Below are 14,484 nucleotides of genomic sequence, written 5' to 3'. Positions count from 1 at the left end.
GCGTCACCTCGTGCCGAGCGCCGTCGGCCAGCGCTCGGCGATCCAGCCCCGCCATCCGTCCCCGTCGGGGGCCGGCATGGTGTACAACGCCTGCAGCTCGTCCGCATCAGGTTCCTGGAGCATGGCACGCCACTCGTCGAGCTCAGCTTGCGTGACCGGCCAGGTCTGCTCCGGCGTTTCCCTCCAGCGTTTGGCCACTCGTTCGGCCTGCGTCTGCTTGTCGACAGGGACATACTCAGTACGCGTGGTTGCTCCAACGGTTCCGGCGAGCCAGTTCAGCGCGGCCCGCTCATCTCGGCCCCAGAAGCCGAAGTCGAGGATCACCGAGGCGCCCGCCCGGAGGATCTCGACCGCCGTCCAGATCAAGCGCCCCTCGACGACGTCGCGCATCCCCTCTGGGTCCGAGTGCTGGAAGAGGGGCGCCATCCACTCGTCGGGACTCAGCCGCACAGCGCCCGTCCGGGCCGCGAGTTCCTTCGCCCTCGTCGATTTCCCCGCACCCACGTGCCCCACGATCAGAACCAGTTCAACCACTTCTCAAGGATACGGGTGGCCCGCGACCGATCCCGCCTGGACGCAGCGCGTACCCGGTCCGCACGGCCGCCGTCCACGGCTGGGCCTCCCTAATAGGAGACAAGTCTTAGCCCCGAATCGTGTGCTCGTCCGACCGGCGACGAAGCACGATTCAGTGCGCAGCGTTGTAGGCGTCGATGACGGCGTTGGGTACCCGTCCACGGGTGGGGACGTCGTACCCGTTCTCCTGTGCCCACTGGCGAATCTCGCTGAGCTTGTATCCGCTGCGCTGCTGCGTAGCGGCCCGGCGCGCGCGGGAGGACGCTCGGACACCAGCCGATCGGGCAGTCTTGAGATAGGGAGCCAATGCGTCGCGCAGCTCCTGCGCGTGGCTGCTGGAGAGGTCGATCTCGTAGGTCCGCTTGTCGAGCCCGAATGTGACGGTTGTCCCCTCCTCGGGTTCGAGCACCGTGCCGTCGAGATCGTCCACGAGTAGTTCGATGGTCTGCCTGCTCATGGGAGGAGTCTATGCTCCCGGCAATCCCGGGCGTCGCGGCGCCTCCACATCGAGACTGGCTCCCTGGCCTGGACCGGATGGGACAAAATCGCGTGGTTCCGAATCCGAGACTTTGCGGCCCACCGCACGAGTGAGGGGGCGGGGCGCAGATACCCCGCCCCCTCACCTGCCTTTGTCATCTCGCCGACGGGATTTCAACGAGTAGGCGGTCATGCAGTTCGTCCAGATCAACACGGATCAGGCGTCCGACCCGGTAACCATGGATGGTTCCGTCCGCGATTCTGCGCCGCAGCGTCTTGACCGAGACGCCGAACTGTTCTGCCGCTTCCGTCAACGACACCAAGTCGGGTCTCGATGATTCTGATCGACTCCGAACGTCCATCACTTGTCCTTTCAGCTAGCGAGTTCCCCTCCCTTCACAGGTGTCCATCGGTGTCCGGAGAGGACTCTGATGACTCGCTCTTCTAGGCGGCAAGCTGAGCCTCGACACGGTCACTCATACGATTGGCCAGTTCCCGATCACGAGTCATCGTGGAATGCTGGTAGCGCAGCACAACCCGCATATCGGCATGGCCGCCTCGGCGCATCAACTCGGCCAGGGTCGCGCCCTCTTGCGCAAAGAGGGTCAGGCCGGTGTGCCGAAGATCATGGAATCGGAATCCCAGCGGCACGCTCTTGGCCGTATCGCGGGCGTCACCCCAGAGATGCCCCCACTTGGTGTGTGACAGCGGCACGCTGCCACGGACGCTGGAAGGAACCACGGGAGCCTTCGCCTCGGACGCGACGTTGTCTCGCAGATGCTCCTTGAGACGCTCCACCATGATCCGCGGAACGCTCAGTGCTCGCTTGCCAGCCTCGCTCTTCGGGTCCGACATAGCGCCCGTGTTCGCGTTGAACTGCCGGCGCACATACAAAGTGGCAGTGCCGTCGTTATGCCACTGGATGTCCCGGCGCTGCAGTCCGAGGCACTCATCACGACGCAACTGGCACCAAGCGGCAAGCAGGACCATGATCGAGTACAGATCCGGCGTCGCCTCATAGAGGGCTTCGACCTGCTCCGGAGTCGCAACGTCATCCTCTGGATCATGATCGTGATCATGCCGCACCGATTCCTGCTTGGGGATCGAAATGGGAGGTGCCGCCGGGATGATCCCGTCTCGAGCTGCCTGTCGCAGGATCATCATGAGCACGATCAGCACCGGACGGGTGATGCCGTTGAACTTCGACTTCGGATTCAGCGGCGCCGGAATCTGATCCAGACGACGGGTCATGACCCGAATGCGAGCCATGTCAATGCGTTGGATCTCCGTGTCGCCGAACTCGGGAATCAGGTATCCGGTGACCTTGCTCTTGTAGGAACGCACCGTGGCGACCGCCCGCTTCTTTCCCCCGCGCGTCGGTTCGAGGCGAATGAACTCGATCCAGCGCTCGGCGTACTCGGCGAAACCGATCGACCTCGCCTCCTCGGCTTCCGCTTCCGCTCGACGCCGAGCCGCGACGACCGAGGGTGGCTCCCATTCTCCCTGCGCGATCTTCGTGTGCACGCTGGCGAGCCACGTGCGAGCGTCGGTCTTGGTGAGGAACGTCAACGGCTTGTCGTCCTCCGTGCGGGCCGAGTGCATCTGCCCGTCTGGGGCCGGGTAGCGCGCCTGCCACCGTCCTGAGGGGAGCTTCCGCAGGCTCCCCCAGGTCTCTCTCTTCGCCGCCGTCTCAAGCTTCTTCGTGGTGCTCATCGTGCCCTCCAGGTGCCGCGAATGGACTCACGCGGACCGTCGTGCCACTCCGTGCCACTAGGTCGTGCAGTCCCTTCGAACCGGCCTCTCACCTGGCCTTTTACGAGCTCCGACGCGAGCCTATTGGCACGCTGTGGCACGCAGCCGGTGGCAGGCTGCCCCCAAATTTCGGGCTGCGAGCCACCCCGCGCTTGGCTGGAAGGTGCGCTCGTGCCACCCCCGTGCCATACCGAACGGATACTGATGTTCATCTGTGCTCTCCTCTGTCCTTCGGATGGACGCACGAAAAAAGGCCCGGACCTGCAGAAACCTGCGGGTCCGGGCCTCCCATCAGCCCTTTCGGGCCTCAAGCAAGCTCTGGGGTCTCAGAAGTCCCAGTCGTCGTCCTGCGTGTCCTCGGCCTTACCGATGACGTAGGAGGAGCCGGAGCCGGAGAAGAAGTCGTGGTTCTCGTCGGCGTTCGGGGCAAGCGATGCCAGGATGGCGGGCGACACGCGCGTCTCGTCGACCGGGAAAAGCCCCTCGTAACCGAGGTTGTTCAGTGCCTTATTGGCGTTGTAGCGCAGGAAGCGCTTGACGTCCTCGGTCCAGCCGAGCGGATCGTAAAGGTCCTCGGTGTACTGGATCTCGTTGTCGTAAAGGTCGTAGAGCAAGTCGAAGGCGTGCTCCTTGAGCTCGTCCTGGCGCTGCTGGGACTCGTCGCGCAGGCCGACTTGGTACTTGTAACCGATGTAGTAGCCGTGCACTGCCTCGTCGCGAATGATCAGGCGGATGATGTCGGCGGTGTTGGTCAGCTTGGAGTGCACCGACCAGTTCAGCGGCAGGTAGAAGCCGGAGTAGAACAGGAAGGACTCCAGCATCACCGAGGCGATCTTGCGCTTGAGCGGATCGTCGCCGCAGTAGTAGCTCTGGATGATTTTGGCTTTCCGCTGCACTTCGGCGTTTTCTTCAGTCCAGCGGAAGGCGTCGTTAATCTGCGGTGTCGACGCGAGCGTCATGTAGATGTTCGAGTAGCTCTTCGCGTGGACGGACTCCATGAACGCGATGTTGGTGTACACAGCCTCCTCGTGCAGTGTCTTCGCGTCCGGGATGAGGGAGACTGCGCCGACAGTGCCCTGGATCGTGTCCAACAGCGTCAGGTTCGCAAACACGCGCATCGTGGACAGCTGCTCAGCGTCGTTGAGCGTGTTCCAGCTCGGGATGTCATTGGACACGGGGATTTTCTCCGGCAGCCAGAAGTTACCGGTGAGGCGGTCCCACACCTCCTGGTCTTTGTCGTCAGGGATGCTGTTCCAGTTCACGGCCTTCAAAGGCGCGGGGTGGGATTCGACGTACGCCTCGTAATCGTGGGTCTCCTCGTGGGTCATGCCACCCATCCTAGAGGGTTACGGGCATTTGCTTGACGACGCACCCAAACCCCTCCCCCAAAAATGCCACACCCCGAGGGGGAACGCGACGGTTCCGACCCTCGGGGTGCGACTGGGCACAGGAAAACTAGAGCATGCAGGACACGCAGCCCTCAACTTCAGTGCCTTCCAGCGCCATCTGGCGCAGGCGGATGTAGTAGAGCGTCTTGATGCCCTTACGCCACGCGTAGATCTGGGCGCGGTTGATGTCGCGGGTGGTGACGGTGTCCTTGAAGAACAGCGTCAGAGACAAGCCCTGGTCCACGTACTTCGTGGCTTCAGCGTAGGTGTCGATGATCTTCTCGAAACCGATCTCGTATGCGTCCTTGAAGTAGCCGGCGTTCTCGTTGTCCATGTGCGGCGCCGGGTAGTAGACGCGGCCGATCTTGCCTTCCTTGCGGATCTCGATCTTGGAGGCGATCGGGTGGATCGACGACGTCGAGTTGTTGATGTAGGAGATCGAGCCGGTCGGCGGAACTGCCTGCAGGTAACGGTTGTAGATGCCGTCACGAGCAACGTCGGCCTTGAGCTGCTCCCATTCCTCAGCGCTCGGGGGCTGGGCGGAGGAGCCGTCGAAAAGCTCCTTGACGCGCTGCGTCTTCGGCTGGAAGTCGGCCGGGTTGTAGCGGTCGAAGAACTCGCCGCTGGCGTACTCGGAGTCCTCGAAGCCCGCGAAGCGCTGGCCCTTCTCCACGGCGATCTTGTGGGAGGCCTTGAGGCACTCGTACATGATCGTGGCGAAGTAGGCGTTGGTGAAGTCCAGGCCTTCCTCGGAGCCGTACTCGATGTGCTCGCGGCCGAGGTAGCCGTGCAGGTTCATCTGGCCCAAGCCGATGGCGTGCGAAGCATCGTTGCCCTCGCGCACGCTCGGCACCGAATCGATCGAGGTCTTGTCCGCGACAGCCGTCAGGCCGCGAATGGCGGTCTCGACGGTGCGGGAGAAGTTGTCCGAATCCATTGCCATCGCAATGTTGAGAGAGCCCAAGTTGCAGGAAATGTCGTGGCCGATCGTGTCGTAGGTCAGGTCCTCATTGAGCACGGATGCAGAGTTGACCTGGAGAATCTCCGAACACAGGTTGGACATGTTGATCCGGCCCGTCTTCACCGGGTTCGCACGGTTGGCGTGGTCCTCGAAGAGAATGTACGGGTAGCCGGACTCGAACTGGATCTCGGCGATCGTCTGGAAGAACTGGCGCGCCTTGATCTTCGTCTTGCGGATGCGCGGGTCCTCCACCATCTCGTCGTACTTCTCCGTGACAGAGATGTCGGCGAACGGCACACCGTAAACGCGCTCGACGTCGTACGGGGAGAACAGGTACATGTCGTCGTTGCGCTTGGCCAGCTCAAAGGTGATGTCCGGGATGACCACACCGAGCGAGAGCGTCTTGATGCGGATCTTCTCGTCCGCGTTCTCACGCTTGGTGTCCAAGAAGCGCATGATGTCCGGGTGGTGCGCGTTCAAGTACACCGCACCAGCACCCTGGCGGGCGCCGAGCTGGTTGGCGTAGGAGAAGGAGTCTTCCAGCAGCTTCATCACGGGGATGACACCGGAGGACTGGTTCTCAATGTGCTTAATCGGTGCGCCGGACTCGCGGATGTTGCTCAGCAGCAGCGCCACACCACCGCCGCGCTTCGATAGCTGCAGGGAGGAGTTGATGGCGCGGCCGATGGACTCCATGTTGTCCTCGATGCGCAGCAGGAAGCAGGACACCAGCTCGCCGCGCTGTGCCTTACCCGCATTGAGGAAGGTGGGGGTGGCGGGCTGGAACCGGCCGGTCATAATTTCGTCGACAAGCGCGGAGGCGATCTCCTCGTTGCCGTCGGCGAGGAACAGTGCGGTCATGGCCACGCGGTCCTCGAAACGCTCCAGGTAGCGGCGGCCGTCGAAGGTCTTCAGCGTGTAGGAAGTGTAGTACTTGTACGCGCCGAGGAAGGACTGGAAGCGGAACTTGAAGGCGTACGCCCGCTTGAACGTGGACTTCACAAAGTCCCAGTCGTAGGCCTTGATGACGTCCGGCTCGTAGTACTTGTTTTCCACCAGGTAGTTCATCTTTTCTTCCAGGTCGTGGAAGTAGACGGTGTTCTGGTTGACGTGCTGGAGGAAGAACTGGTTCGCGGCCTCACGGTCTTTGTCGAACTGGATGTGGCCGTTCTCGTCATAAAGGTTCAGCAGCGCGTTGAGCGCGTGGTAGTCGAGCTGATCTGCCGTGTCGACGGGCTCAGCGACGGTCTTTCCCGTTGTGGCGGTCACTGTAGTCGGGCCTTTCTTGTGCGGGAGTTCATGGAGCGTTTATAGGAGAGGTACAGCTATGAAGTTGTGAAGTCTGTTTTCACACCGTTTGGTAGCGCTTGCGCAACTGTGCCAGCCGCCGCGCGCTGTCGTCGACGCGGGTCTGCACGTGCTCGTCGAGCCGATCTTTTTCCGTGGATGTCATCGGGCCCAACCCGAGCCGCTCGCGGTGGGCGATAAGAGAATCACGCACGTGCGTGACGTCGTATTCGGTGCCCATCATTTCGAAGCGGTAGAGGTAGGGCACGCCCGTCTTAGCGGAGATCACCTCGCCTGCCCGGCCGAAATCAGGGCCGAAGTTGGAGTTGCCTCCCGCGATCACACCACGCAACAAAGCACGATTGTGCGGGTCATTGAGAAAGTGGATAACTTGCGGTGGCACGGGGCGCGAGTTCCCTTCGCTTATCGACGCCCCTCCCCCATACGTCGGCACAACCAAGACATAGGGCTTCTCCACTGTCAGTGGTTGCTGCGTGCGGCGCAGCGGAATGCGTGCCGCCGGCAAACCCAGCTTGCCGACAAACCGGTGCGTGTTCTCCGTCGTAGAGGAGAAATAAACCACCAGCATGCGCTACTCACCTATCTTCGGGCATACGATAAGCCGCCAGCTGGTGACGGCTTAACGGGCAGTGGGAATCGAGCTTAGGCAGCAGCCTCGGCGAGGGTGCGGATGCGGTCCGGACGGAAACCGGACCAGTGGTCACCGTCAACTTCCACGACCGGGGCCTGCAGGTAACCCAGCGCCATCACGTAGTCACGGGCGGAGTCATCCAGGGAGATATCCACGGTGGTGTAGTTCAGACCTGCACGGTCGAGGGCCTTCTTGGTCGCGTTGCACTGCACGCATGCGGGCTTGGTGTAGAGGGTGATGGACATGGCGGGGACGACTCTTTTCTGCTCGGGAAAACTGCTCTGATTACACGGCTTTGAACGTGGCACTTGGGCCTGTTGGCTTCCGGGGAACAACCAGCTGTTCACATCCCGGGGGCGAACACTTTGAAACACTATACGTTGTAGGAAAAACAAGCAACCACTACTACATATAGTAGTTACAAACATGGTATTTGCAGGATACGGCCACTAAATCACCTACATGTAGTTACCCCGGAATGTTTTACGCGTCCAGAATGGCTTACATGGGTGAAATTTTCCCGGAAAAGTGACTTATTTCACATTCTTTGGAAAATGGAAAGCGCCCCCGCCGCGAGCTTTCGCACGCAAGACGGGGGCGCTGACGCTAAGAACCGCTTAACCCTGACGGGCCTTGAAACGCGGATCCTTCTTGTTGATCACGTACACCTTGCCGTGGCGGCGCACAACCTGGGCGCCCGGCTTGTTCTTCAGCGACCGAAGCGACTTGCGGACCTTCATCGGGCGCTCCTTTCTTTGTTGACTCTGCTGACACAATAGGCTCTGCGTGAGTGCCTTTATTTATCACGGCGCGCCCAGACAGGCGCTGCCGCACAACGAGGGACCATGTTACCCGAGCAGCCCCTTAACCACCAAAACGCTGCTTCATCTCACCAGCCACACTGTCGAGGGTACGGCCCACCGTCTCCGGAACCATGACCTTGACAAATCCGGCGGCCGCGACACCGCACATCGCGAACATCACGAACGTCGCCGTCGCCCCCACGGTATCCACGAGCGGCAGGAAGAACTGCGCCACCGCCCAGTTTGCCATCCACAGCGCCAGACCCGCCACACCCATTCCCACGCCGCGGATCTGTGGAGGCACCAGCTCGGAGATGAGCAGCCACGTCGTCGGCGACACCGCGGCTTGCTGGGAAGCAATGAACAGCGCCATGAACGCCAGCGCGAGCATTGCTAACGACGTATTCGCCTCCGCCGCCCGGTACACCACCGCCAGCAGCACCAGGAAGATCACGTTCAGCGTCAGGCCGCCGAGCAGCAGCCGCTTCCTGCCGATCCTGTCCACTAGCTGCAGGCCGATGTAACAGGCCACCACAGACACCAAACCAATCACCATCGAGGTGTACACCGAGTTCTGAGTGGACACCCCGACGTTGTTCATCATCGTCGGAGCGAAGTAGACGATGGCATTGACACCGGAGATCTGCTGCGTCACACCCAGCAGCGCGGCCACGAGCACCGTCATGCGCATCCACCTCGACCCCGCCAAGGTGCGCCACTGGCCCTGCTGAGCTGCCCGCACCTCCGCGTCCTCGCGCGTTGCCTGCGCGAGTTCGTCGGTGTCGATGCCGGTGCGGGAGGCGACGGCGCGGGCGTCGCTGATACGCCCATGCCGCGACAGCCAGACAGGCGTGTCCGGCAAGAACACCATGCCCACAGCCAAGACAGCGCCCGGCACCGCCGCCGCACCCAGCATGAGCTGCCAGCTGCCCGACGGTGCGAGAAGCGAATTGACCACGTACGCGAGCAACTGCCCCACCACAATCATCAGCGTGTTGAGCGACACGAGCCGACCACGCACCGCTGCCGGCACCATTTCCGAGATGTACATCGGCGTGACAATCGATACCGCACCCACTGCAACACCCAGGAATGCCCTGGCCGTACCGAGCATCTCCGGAGACGTCGCCAGCGCACACCACACCGACCCGGCGACGAAGAGCACTCCGCCCAGAATGAGCGTCACACGACGGCCCAACTTGTCCGCCACTGCCCCGCCGCTGACAGCGCCGAGTGCAGCGCCGACGAGCAGCATCGCTGTGACCATGCCCTCCTGCGCGGGCGACATGCCGAACTCGGGCGTGATGAACAGCAAGGCGCCGCTCATCACGCCGGTGTCATAACCGAAAAGAAGCCCGCCGAACGCCGCGATCGCGGCGACTGTACGGACGTACCTGCGCTGCTGCGCCGATGCTGTAGAACTCGTGGTGGACACAGCCTCAGTTGAAGTCATGCCCCACATAGTGCACCCGGCTACCATGGCTGTCATGTCAGACTCCGACCGGAACACGCAGCGAGAGATAGTGAACGCGCTGGCTGTGAAGCCCTTTATCGATCCAGCGGAGGAAGTCGCCGCCCGCGTCGATTTCCTCGCCGATTACCTCGCCGTGACTGGTGCCCGCGGCTACGTGCTGGGGATCTCCGGCGGGCAGGACTCCACCCTCGCCGGACGGCTCGCACAGCTCGCCGTGGAAAAGGTCCGTGCCAACGACCCCTCCAGCGAGTGCCAGTTCGTCGCCGTCCGTCTCCCCCACGGTGTGCAGTCCGACGAGGATGACGCGCAGCTCGCGTTGGACTTCATCCAGCCTGACCGCCGTGTCACCGTCGACATCGAACTGGCTACGACAGCGATGGCAAGGACAGTCGCCGCCGCACTCGACGGGGACGAGCTGACCGACTTCAACAAAGGCAACGTCAAAGCCCGCATGCGCATGATCGCCCAGTACGCGATCGCCGGCGAGCTCGGCCTCCTTGTCGTGGGCACCGATCATGCGGCTGAAAACGTCACCGGCTTTTTCACCAAATTCGGCGACGGGGCGGCCGACCTCGTCCCTCTCGCGGGCCTCAACAAACGCCAGGGCGCCCAGCTTCTGGAACACCTCGGGGCCGACAAACGCCTTTATGAAAAGGTGCCCACCGCCGATCTCGAGGACGATCGTCCTGCGCTTCCCGACGAAGAAGCACTCGGCATCACCTACCCCCACATCGACGACTATCTCGAGGGGAAGCAGGTTCCCGACGATGCGGCGCAGCGTCTCGAGCACCTCTGGGCCGTCGGCCAGCACAAGCGCCACCTTCCGCCCGGTCCCGCCGACACGTGGTGGCGTTGACGCCCCCGCCCCGAGAACCTAGAGTTCGCTTCCAAACGGATGGATGACCGTTGCACCGACAGTCGTGGCTGCACGCGCTAACTGTCGATCTGCCGTGACGAAATCACAGTGGAACTCACGAGAACGCAATAGAAGCCAGGTCCCCAGATGAATAGCGTCGAGCGCCTTCAGGAAACCAGGTATCGCCCCTGCAAATTCCACGACCTCGCTATTCAAACCGACGAGATTCAGTTTCGCCGCAAGGCCGAGGATCTGTGCGCCAAACTCTTCCGTTCTCTTGGGAACACGGGCGAGTTCGACTTTTCCGATCACAGAACTGACGAGATCTTTATCGTCGAGCACTTGCTTCGCCCACGCACTATGCACTTCGGAGACGGCGAGCGGAATGAGCGCTGACGTGTCTACGTAAACCGCACCACTAGAATTCACTACTCAGCGCCGCGTCAATGCGGTTGTCCTTGCGGTCTTCGAGGAATTGCTCAAGCGAATAACCGGTTCCCTCAATGGGCTCCCAGTTGATCTCCATGGGTACGCCCCTCTGCATGATCAGTCCGAGGTCCTCTAACCGGTCAATTCCGGTTCGCTGGCTCAGTGGCCGGATTTCCGCAACCGGCTTGCTGCGGTCTGTGATGGTCAAAGCAACCCCCTCCGATTGCACACGATCGATCACCCTGCGTGTTTGCTGGTTCAACTCACGCATAGACACCGTGTGGGAACGGTGGTGTTCTGCGAGAAGCTCTTGGAGCTTGCGTTCAACCTCGCCCATGGTGCAGACCCTCGTTTGTAGTACGTGTATTACATTGCGATTTTAGCAGCTACAACCAGTAGTTCAATCCCCTAACGGGTGAGGTCGAGGGTGCGCTCGGCGGCGTCGATAAGCGGGCGGGCGTAGCTCGCGCCGTGCGTGTAGCAGTGCACCGCGAGCGGGTGAAGCTGGTGGATCGGGATGCGGGCCTCCCAGTCGCGGCCGAGGTCGCCGCCGGCGACGAGGTAGCCCGATGCGATCTCGCTAACGTACGGAGCGCTAAAGAGCTCGAGCATCGCAATGTCTGTCAGTGGGTGTCCGCCGTGCGCCGCCGGGTCGATGAACCGCGGGCCGTCCGGCGAGAACAACAGGTTGCCCGCCCACAGATCGCCGTGGATGCGGGCGAGCGGGGCGTCTTCATCCTCCGCGACGAGTGCCTCGCACGCGCGTTTCACTGTCTCCAGCCCATCGGCGCTCAGCGTTCCGCCTTTGTGGGCTTTTTCCGCGAACGGCAGCACGCGCTGCTCCGTGAAGAACTCCGCCCAGCGCGGCACCGGGATGCAATCCTGCTGCGCGCGGCCAATATAGTTCGGCCCATCCCAACCCTCTGCAGGCGCGCCAAAGGCGTCTGCACCCATGGCGTGGATCGCGGCGAGCTCCTCCCCGGCGCGGCGCGCAGCCTCACGCGTTGGCCGTGCGGACGCGACCTCCTCGATAGTCAGGGTGTTCGCCTCCACATCGACGCTGTAAACCTCGACGACAGCGTTCGACCCTTCCCGCAGCCAGCGCAAATAGGCCGCTTCAGCTTCAGCGGCGCGGGGTCCAGTTCCGGTTTTAGTGAAAGTCTGGGGAGCAGTCATGCCTCCACGCTAGCTGCGCGCGGCGTTTCTCGTTCGAAGTGCTTTAAGTGCTACTTCAATCCCACTTCGATCGCATCAGTGTCCGCAACCCCCAGGAGAGACGGAAGGAGTCCTGGAAAGCGATCCTCCAGATCCTCGTTGCGAAGTCGGACAAAACAGCGCGTGCCTTCATCCCGGGTACGTGTTATACCCGCACTTCGCAGGGTCTTCATATGGTGGCTGAGAGTGGATTTCGAGACTGGGGCATCGATCTCGCCCCATTGCCGTTCCTCACCATCAGCAAGCAGTTGAACGATCCCCAGCCGCAACGGGTCAGACAGGGCAGCCAAGACACGCGTTAGAGAAAGGTCCTCCACATTCGGAGATTGATCATCAGAACGCCCGCGCATAGTTCAATAATTCTATCCGGCTAGCGAGCATGGGAAAACCTTGCTAACTTGTTCGATGTTTGTCAAACATCGAACTTTTCACCTTCGGTAGAACTAAGGAGCACCTGTGCCCTCTTCCCTTCCCTGGCTAACTGCCCTTTTCATCGCGACTCTCGCACTTGGAACTGATGAATTCGTGATTGCAGGCGTACTCAATCTAGTAGCCGCCGATCTGAACACCACGCCTGGTGCTGCTGGGCAACTGGTGACAGTCTTCGCAGCATCATTCGCCATCGGCGCTCCGGTTCTAGCCGTATGGCTCAACCGATTCGGCCACAAGAAGGCCCTTCTCGCTGGCCTATTGATCTTTGCTGCCGCGAATCTCGGATGCGCAGCCGCCACTACCCTGGCCACACTGCTCGCACTGCGCGTGCTTGCTGGTTTGTCAGCCGCAGCGGTATCTACGGCTGCATTCTCCGCTGCCGCCAAAGGCGCGCCTGACGGCAAGCAAGGCAAGTACCTGTCAATTGTGACCGCCGGACTTACCGTCGCACTTTTCACCGGCGTGCCATTGGGTACGTGGTTTGGCGCGGTTTTCTCATGGCGCACTACTTTCATTTTGATTGGTGCTGTCTCTCTGATGTCCGCGATAGTTATCCACCTGAGCATGCCCGAGTTACCTCACGATGAAACTAGAAGCGTGACCGATCAATTGGCTCCGTTGAAGAACCCGCAAGTAGCTCGAATGGTCGCTGCAATTTTCCTCTGTGGCGCGGGCGGTCTCATGTTCTACAGCTACCTCGCCCCCATAACTGTGGGGATTTTGGGCAGCGAAGAACTGCTCCCATTCATTCTCTTGGTGGTTGGGCTCGTAGGAGTGGGGTCAGCCTTGCTTGGCGGGAACCTTACCGACCAGATTGGCTCACGTAGAGCCCGCATAACCGTCCTGGGAGGCCATGCCGCAACGCTCGGCATCCTCGCATTGTTAGGCTGCTTTACCCCTCCGACGTGGCTTTTCATTGCCGCAGTGGGCTTTTGGGCTCTTTTCGCTTGGGCTCTCAATCCGCCGATGCAAGCAAGCACGATCGCTGCAGCACCGGAAGCTCCCATGACTGCAGTCGCGCTAAACATTTCGGGTCTTTACCTAGGCACCGCAGCAGCCGGAGCTATAGGCGGCGTACTACTTGACCACTTTGGACCGCTCTCCATACCAGTGGTCGGGACCGCATTTCTAGCGTGCGCTCTTTTGGCTGCCACCCCACCTATCCCGACCGCCGAACGCTAACCTAACTTTAGGAATCGTTCTTGCCTACAACTAGCCGCCCCCGGTGTGTTTCCGTTCAAGCTCGATCAATTCTCGCTTCATCTCGAGTCCGCCGGCGTAGCCGCCGAGTGATCCGTCGCTGCGCAGTACGCGGTGGCACGGCACGACGATCGGCAGTGGGTTCGTCGCGCATGCCGAACCGACTGCCCGCACCGCCCGCGGATTGCCGATACGCGCCGCAAGCTCGCTGTATGTTTCTGTGCTGCCATATGCAATGTCGCTCAGTGCGGCCTGTGCCTGTTCGCGAAACCCATCGCCGGAGCGGTCGAGCGGTACGGTGAAGTCTCGACGTTCACCGGCGAAGTACTGTTCAATCTCGGCTGCCGCCTGGCGCGTGACGGCATTGCTCTCGCCGTGCACAGCTCCAAAGACAACGTGCACGAGCCCGCTTTCCGACGCTTCTAACCCCAGCTCCCCCACCGGTGTCTTCACTGTTTGGGCTGCGACGATCGGCTGTGTCATGGCGTCGATGCTACCCGCTCTCACCACCCCGCCATCTTGCGCTGACTGAGCTGGCCCTAACGGCGATCATCCAGCACAATCGATTTCAACCACCTGCGCTGCCACGGCGTCTCAACAGCGCGGGGATGGTAGTTCTCCCGCACCCACCGGATTCCTTCTTCCGCAGAAAGTCCATCGAAAACAGTGAGTAATGCGAGCGCAGTGCCAGTGCGCCCGACCCCACTGCCGCACATGATGGCAACCTTCTCGTTCCGAGACCGTTCTCGTGCGAGCTGAAGAGCAGCGACCGCTTGATCAGTTGATGTGGGGACACCGAAATCTGGCCATCGCACCCAAATATGTGGACACGGAACCTCGACAGGTTCACGTCCGAGTAGAAGAACTAGAAAATCCGGATAGTTGCGCCGCGTGCGTCGAAGTCTTTTCCAACTACCACCCTTGAGGCGCGACCCGTCCGGAAGATCAACAACACCGTGTTCTCCGTCCGGCCACGCGCTCATGA

At 61.4% G+C, this 14,484-nt stretch carries 18 protein-coding genes; 2 read left to right on the top strand and 16 right to left on the bottom strand.

Translation table 11 applies throughout. The features are described 5' to 3' along the window. Positions 1-3: 3 nt before the first annotated feature. From HMPREF0291_RS04930 to HMPREF0291_RS04885, 10 genes are all read right to left on the bottom strand, one after another. Positions 4-513 carry a P-loop nucleotide/nucleoside kinase family protein gene (locus tag HMPREF0291_RS04930; RefSeq protein WP_256001618.1) on the bottom strand — a complete coding sequence of 170 codons (510 nt, stop codon included), beginning with the start codon at positions 511-513 and terminating at the stop codon, positions 4-6. Between the two features lie 172 nt (positions 514-685). After that, positions 686-1,030 carry a histone-like nucleoid-structuring protein Lsr2 gene (locus tag HMPREF0291_RS04925; protein ID WP_005288849.1) on the bottom strand — a complete coding sequence of 115 codons (345 nt, stop codon included), beginning with the start codon at positions 1,028-1,030 and terminating at the stop codon, positions 686-688. A gap of 175 nt (positions 1,031-1,205) precedes the next feature. Continuing rightward, positions 1,206-1,412, bottom strand: coding sequence for a helix-turn-helix domain-containing protein (locus HMPREF0291_RS04920; RefSeq protein ID WP_050748789.1), 207 nt, complete (start codon positions 1,410-1,412; stop codon positions 1,206-1,208). Positions 1,413-1,494: 82 nt separating this feature from the next. Next, positions 1,495-2,763 (bottom strand): tyrosine-type recombinase/integrase, encoded by a 1,269-nt coding sequence (locus tag HMPREF0291_RS04915; RefSeq protein WP_005288844.1) that lies wholly within the window; start codon positions 2,761-2,763, stop codon positions 1,495-1,497. Positions 2,764-3,128: 365 nt separating this feature from the next. Beyond that, positions 3,129-4,130 (bottom strand): class 1b ribonucleoside-diphosphate reductase subunit beta, encoded by a 1,002-nt coding sequence (gene nrdF / locus HMPREF0291_RS04910; protein ID WP_005288840.1) that lies wholly within the window; start codon positions 4,128-4,130, stop codon positions 3,129-3,131. A gap of 127 nt (positions 4,131-4,257) precedes the next feature. Continuing rightward, positions 4,258-6,420 carry a class 1b ribonucleoside-diphosphate reductase subunit alpha gene (gene nrdE / locus HMPREF0291_RS04905; RefSeq protein ID WP_005288836.1) on the bottom strand — a complete coding sequence of 721 codons (2,163 nt, stop codon included), beginning with the start codon at positions 6,418-6,420 and terminating at the stop codon, positions 4,258-4,260. A gap of 79 nt (positions 6,421-6,499) precedes the next feature. Further along, the gene (nrdI, locus tag HMPREF0291_RS04900; protein WP_005288833.1) at positions 6,500-7,027 is read right to left on the bottom strand and encodes a class Ib ribonucleoside-diphosphate reductase assembly flavoprotein NrdI; all 528 of its coding nucleotides are present in this window, start codon (positions 7,025-7,027) and stop codon (positions 6,500-6,502) included. A 74-nt stretch (positions 7,028-7,101) separates the two neighbouring features. Further along, positions 7,102-7,335, bottom strand: coding sequence for a glutaredoxin-like protein NrdH (gene nrdH / locus HMPREF0291_RS04895; RefSeq protein ID WP_005288829.1), 234 nt, complete (start codon positions 7,333-7,335; stop codon positions 7,102-7,104). 372 nt (positions 7,336-7,707) lie between these two features. Next, the gene (gene ykgO / locus HMPREF0291_RS04890) at positions 7,708-7,830 is read right to left on the bottom strand and encodes a type B 50S ribosomal protein L36 (RefSeq protein WP_005288826.1); all 123 of its coding nucleotides are present in this window, start codon (positions 7,828-7,830) and stop codon (positions 7,708-7,710) included. 124 nt (positions 7,831-7,954) lie between these two features. Then, entirely contained in the window at positions 7,955-9,346 is a 1,392-nt protein-coding gene (locus HMPREF0291_RS04885) for a sugar porter family MFS transporter (protein ID WP_050748866.1), read from the bottom strand. 25 nt (positions 9,347-9,371) lie between these two features. On the opposite strand from HMPREF0291_RS04885, the gene nadE reads away from it, so the two are divergent. After that, a complete protein-coding gene (gene nadE, locus HMPREF0291_RS04880) occupies positions 9,372-10,223 on the top strand; it encodes an ammonia-dependent NAD(+) synthetase (protein WP_040423520.1) in 852 nt (283 codons plus the stop codon). A gap of 18 nt (positions 10,224-10,241) precedes the next feature. On the opposite strand, the gene HMPREF0291_RS11535 is transcribed toward nadE, so the two are convergent. From HMPREF0291_RS11535 to HMPREF0291_RS11530, 4 genes are all read right to left on the bottom strand, one after another. Continuing rightward, positions 10,242-10,652 carry a type II toxin-antitoxin system VapC family toxin gene (locus HMPREF0291_RS11535; protein ID WP_083770252.1) on the bottom strand — a complete coding sequence of 137 codons (411 nt, stop codon included), beginning with the start codon at positions 10,650-10,652 and terminating at the stop codon, positions 10,242-10,244. Beyond that, positions 10,642-10,989 (bottom strand): type II toxin-antitoxin system Phd/YefM family antitoxin, encoded by a 348-nt coding sequence (locus HMPREF0291_RS04870; RefSeq protein ID WP_005288803.1) that lies wholly within the window; start codon positions 10,987-10,989, stop codon positions 10,642-10,644. Before HMPREF0291_RS04870 ends, HMPREF0291_RS11535 begins: the two co-directional genes overlap by 11 nt. Before the next feature lie 71 nt (positions 10,990-11,060). Continuing rightward, a complete protein-coding gene (locus HMPREF0291_RS04865; RefSeq protein WP_005288801.1) occupies positions 11,061-11,828 on the bottom strand; it encodes a fructosamine kinase family protein in 768 nt (255 codons plus the stop codon). A 50-nt stretch (positions 11,829-11,878) separates the two neighbouring features. Continuing rightward, positions 11,879-12,217: an ArsR/SmtB family transcription factor gene (locus HMPREF0291_RS11530; RefSeq protein ID WP_083770250.1), complete on the bottom strand. Its 339-nt coding sequence runs from the start codon at positions 12,215-12,217 to the stop codon at positions 11,879-11,881. Positions 12,218-12,323: 106 nt separating this feature from the next. Here HMPREF0291_RS11530 and HMPREF0291_RS04855 point away from each other — a divergent pair, with 106 nt between their 5' ends. After that, on the top strand, positions 12,324-13,481 hold the full coding sequence (locus HMPREF0291_RS04855; protein ID WP_005288798.1) for an MFS transporter: 1,158 nt from the start codon (positions 12,324-12,326) through the stop codon (positions 13,479-13,481). Positions 13,482-13,511: 30 nt separating this feature from the next. Here the strand turns inward: HMPREF0291_RS04855 and HMPREF0291_RS04850 are convergent, their stop codons facing one another. Beyond that, positions 13,512-13,982 carry a methylated-DNA--[protein]-cysteine S-methyltransferase gene (locus tag HMPREF0291_RS04850; RefSeq protein WP_005288796.1) on the bottom strand — a complete coding sequence of 157 codons (471 nt, stop codon included), beginning with the start codon at positions 13,980-13,982 and terminating at the stop codon, positions 13,512-13,514. Positions 13,983-14,038: 56 nt separating this feature from the next. Beyond that, positions 14,039-14,482 carry a protein-tyrosine phosphatase family protein gene (locus HMPREF0291_RS12185; protein ID WP_083770248.1) on the bottom strand — a complete coding sequence of 148 codons (444 nt, stop codon included), beginning with the start codon at positions 14,480-14,482 and terminating at the stop codon, positions 14,039-14,041. Between the last annotated feature and the right edge of the window lie 2 nt (positions 14,483-14,484).

The sequence above is a fragment of the Corynebacterium genitalium ATCC 33030 genome (assembly GCF_000143825.1).
GTDB lineage: Bacteria > Actinomycetota > Actinomycetes > Mycobacteriales > Mycobacteriaceae > Corynebacterium > Corynebacterium genitalium.
This window is presented reverse-complemented; position numbering and strand designations above follow the sequence as displayed.

Bases quoted from the DNA above. Each gene is read 5' to 3' on its own strand.
- HMPREF0291_RS04925 (WP_005288849.1), bottom strand. From the start codon at position 1,030: ATGAGCAGGCAGACCATCGAACTACTCGTGGACGATCTCGACGGCACG.
- HMPREF0291_RS04920 (WP_050748789.1), bottom strand. From the start codon at position 1,412: ATGGACGTTCGGAGTCGATCAGAATCATCGAGACCCGACTTGGTGTCG.
- HMPREF0291_RS04915 (WP_005288844.1), bottom strand. From the start codon at position 2,763: ATGAGCACCACGAAGAAGCTTGAGACGGCGGCGAAGAGAGAGACCTGG.
- nrdF (WP_005288840.1), bottom strand. From the start codon at position 4,130: ATGACCCACGAGGAGACCCACGATTACGAGGCGTACGTCGAATCCCAC.
- nrdI (WP_005288833.1), bottom strand. From the start codon at position 7,027: ATGCTGGTGGTTTATTTCTCCTCTACGACGGAGAACACGCACCGGTTT.
- nrdH (WP_005288829.1), bottom strand. From the start codon at position 7,335: ATGTCCATCACCCTCTACACCAAGCCCGCATGCGTGCAGTGCAACGCG.
- ykgO (WP_005288826.1), bottom strand. From the start codon at position 7,830: ATGAAGGTCCGCAAGTCGCTTCGGTCGCTGAAGAACAAGCCGGGCGCC.
- HMPREF0291_RS04885 (WP_050748866.1), bottom strand. From the start codon at position 9,346: ATGACTTCAACTGAGGCTGTGTCCACCACGAGTTCTACAGCATCGGCG.
- nadE (WP_040423520.1), top strand. From the start codon at position 9,372: ATGGCTGTCATGTCAGACTCCGACCGGAACACGCAGCGAGAGATAGTG.
- HMPREF0291_RS04870 (WP_005288803.1), bottom strand. From the start codon at position 10,989: ATGGGCGAGGTTGAACGCAAGCTCCAAGAGCTTCTCGCAGAACACCAC.
- HMPREF0291_RS04865 (WP_005288801.1), bottom strand. From the start codon at position 11,828: ATGACTGCTCCCCAGACTTTCACTAAAACCGGAACTGGACCCCGCGCC.
- HMPREF0291_RS11530 (WP_083770250.1), bottom strand. From the start codon at position 12,217: ATGCGCGGGCGTTCTGATGATCAATCTCCGAATGTGGAGGACCTTTCT.
- HMPREF0291_RS04850 (WP_005288796.1), bottom strand. From the start codon at position 13,982: ATGACACAGCCGATCGTCGCAGCCCAAACAGTGAAGACACCGGTGGGG.
- HMPREF0291_RS12185 (WP_083770248.1), bottom strand. From the start codon at position 14,482: ATGAGCGCGTGGCCGGACGGAGAACACGGTGTTGTTGATCTTCCGGAC.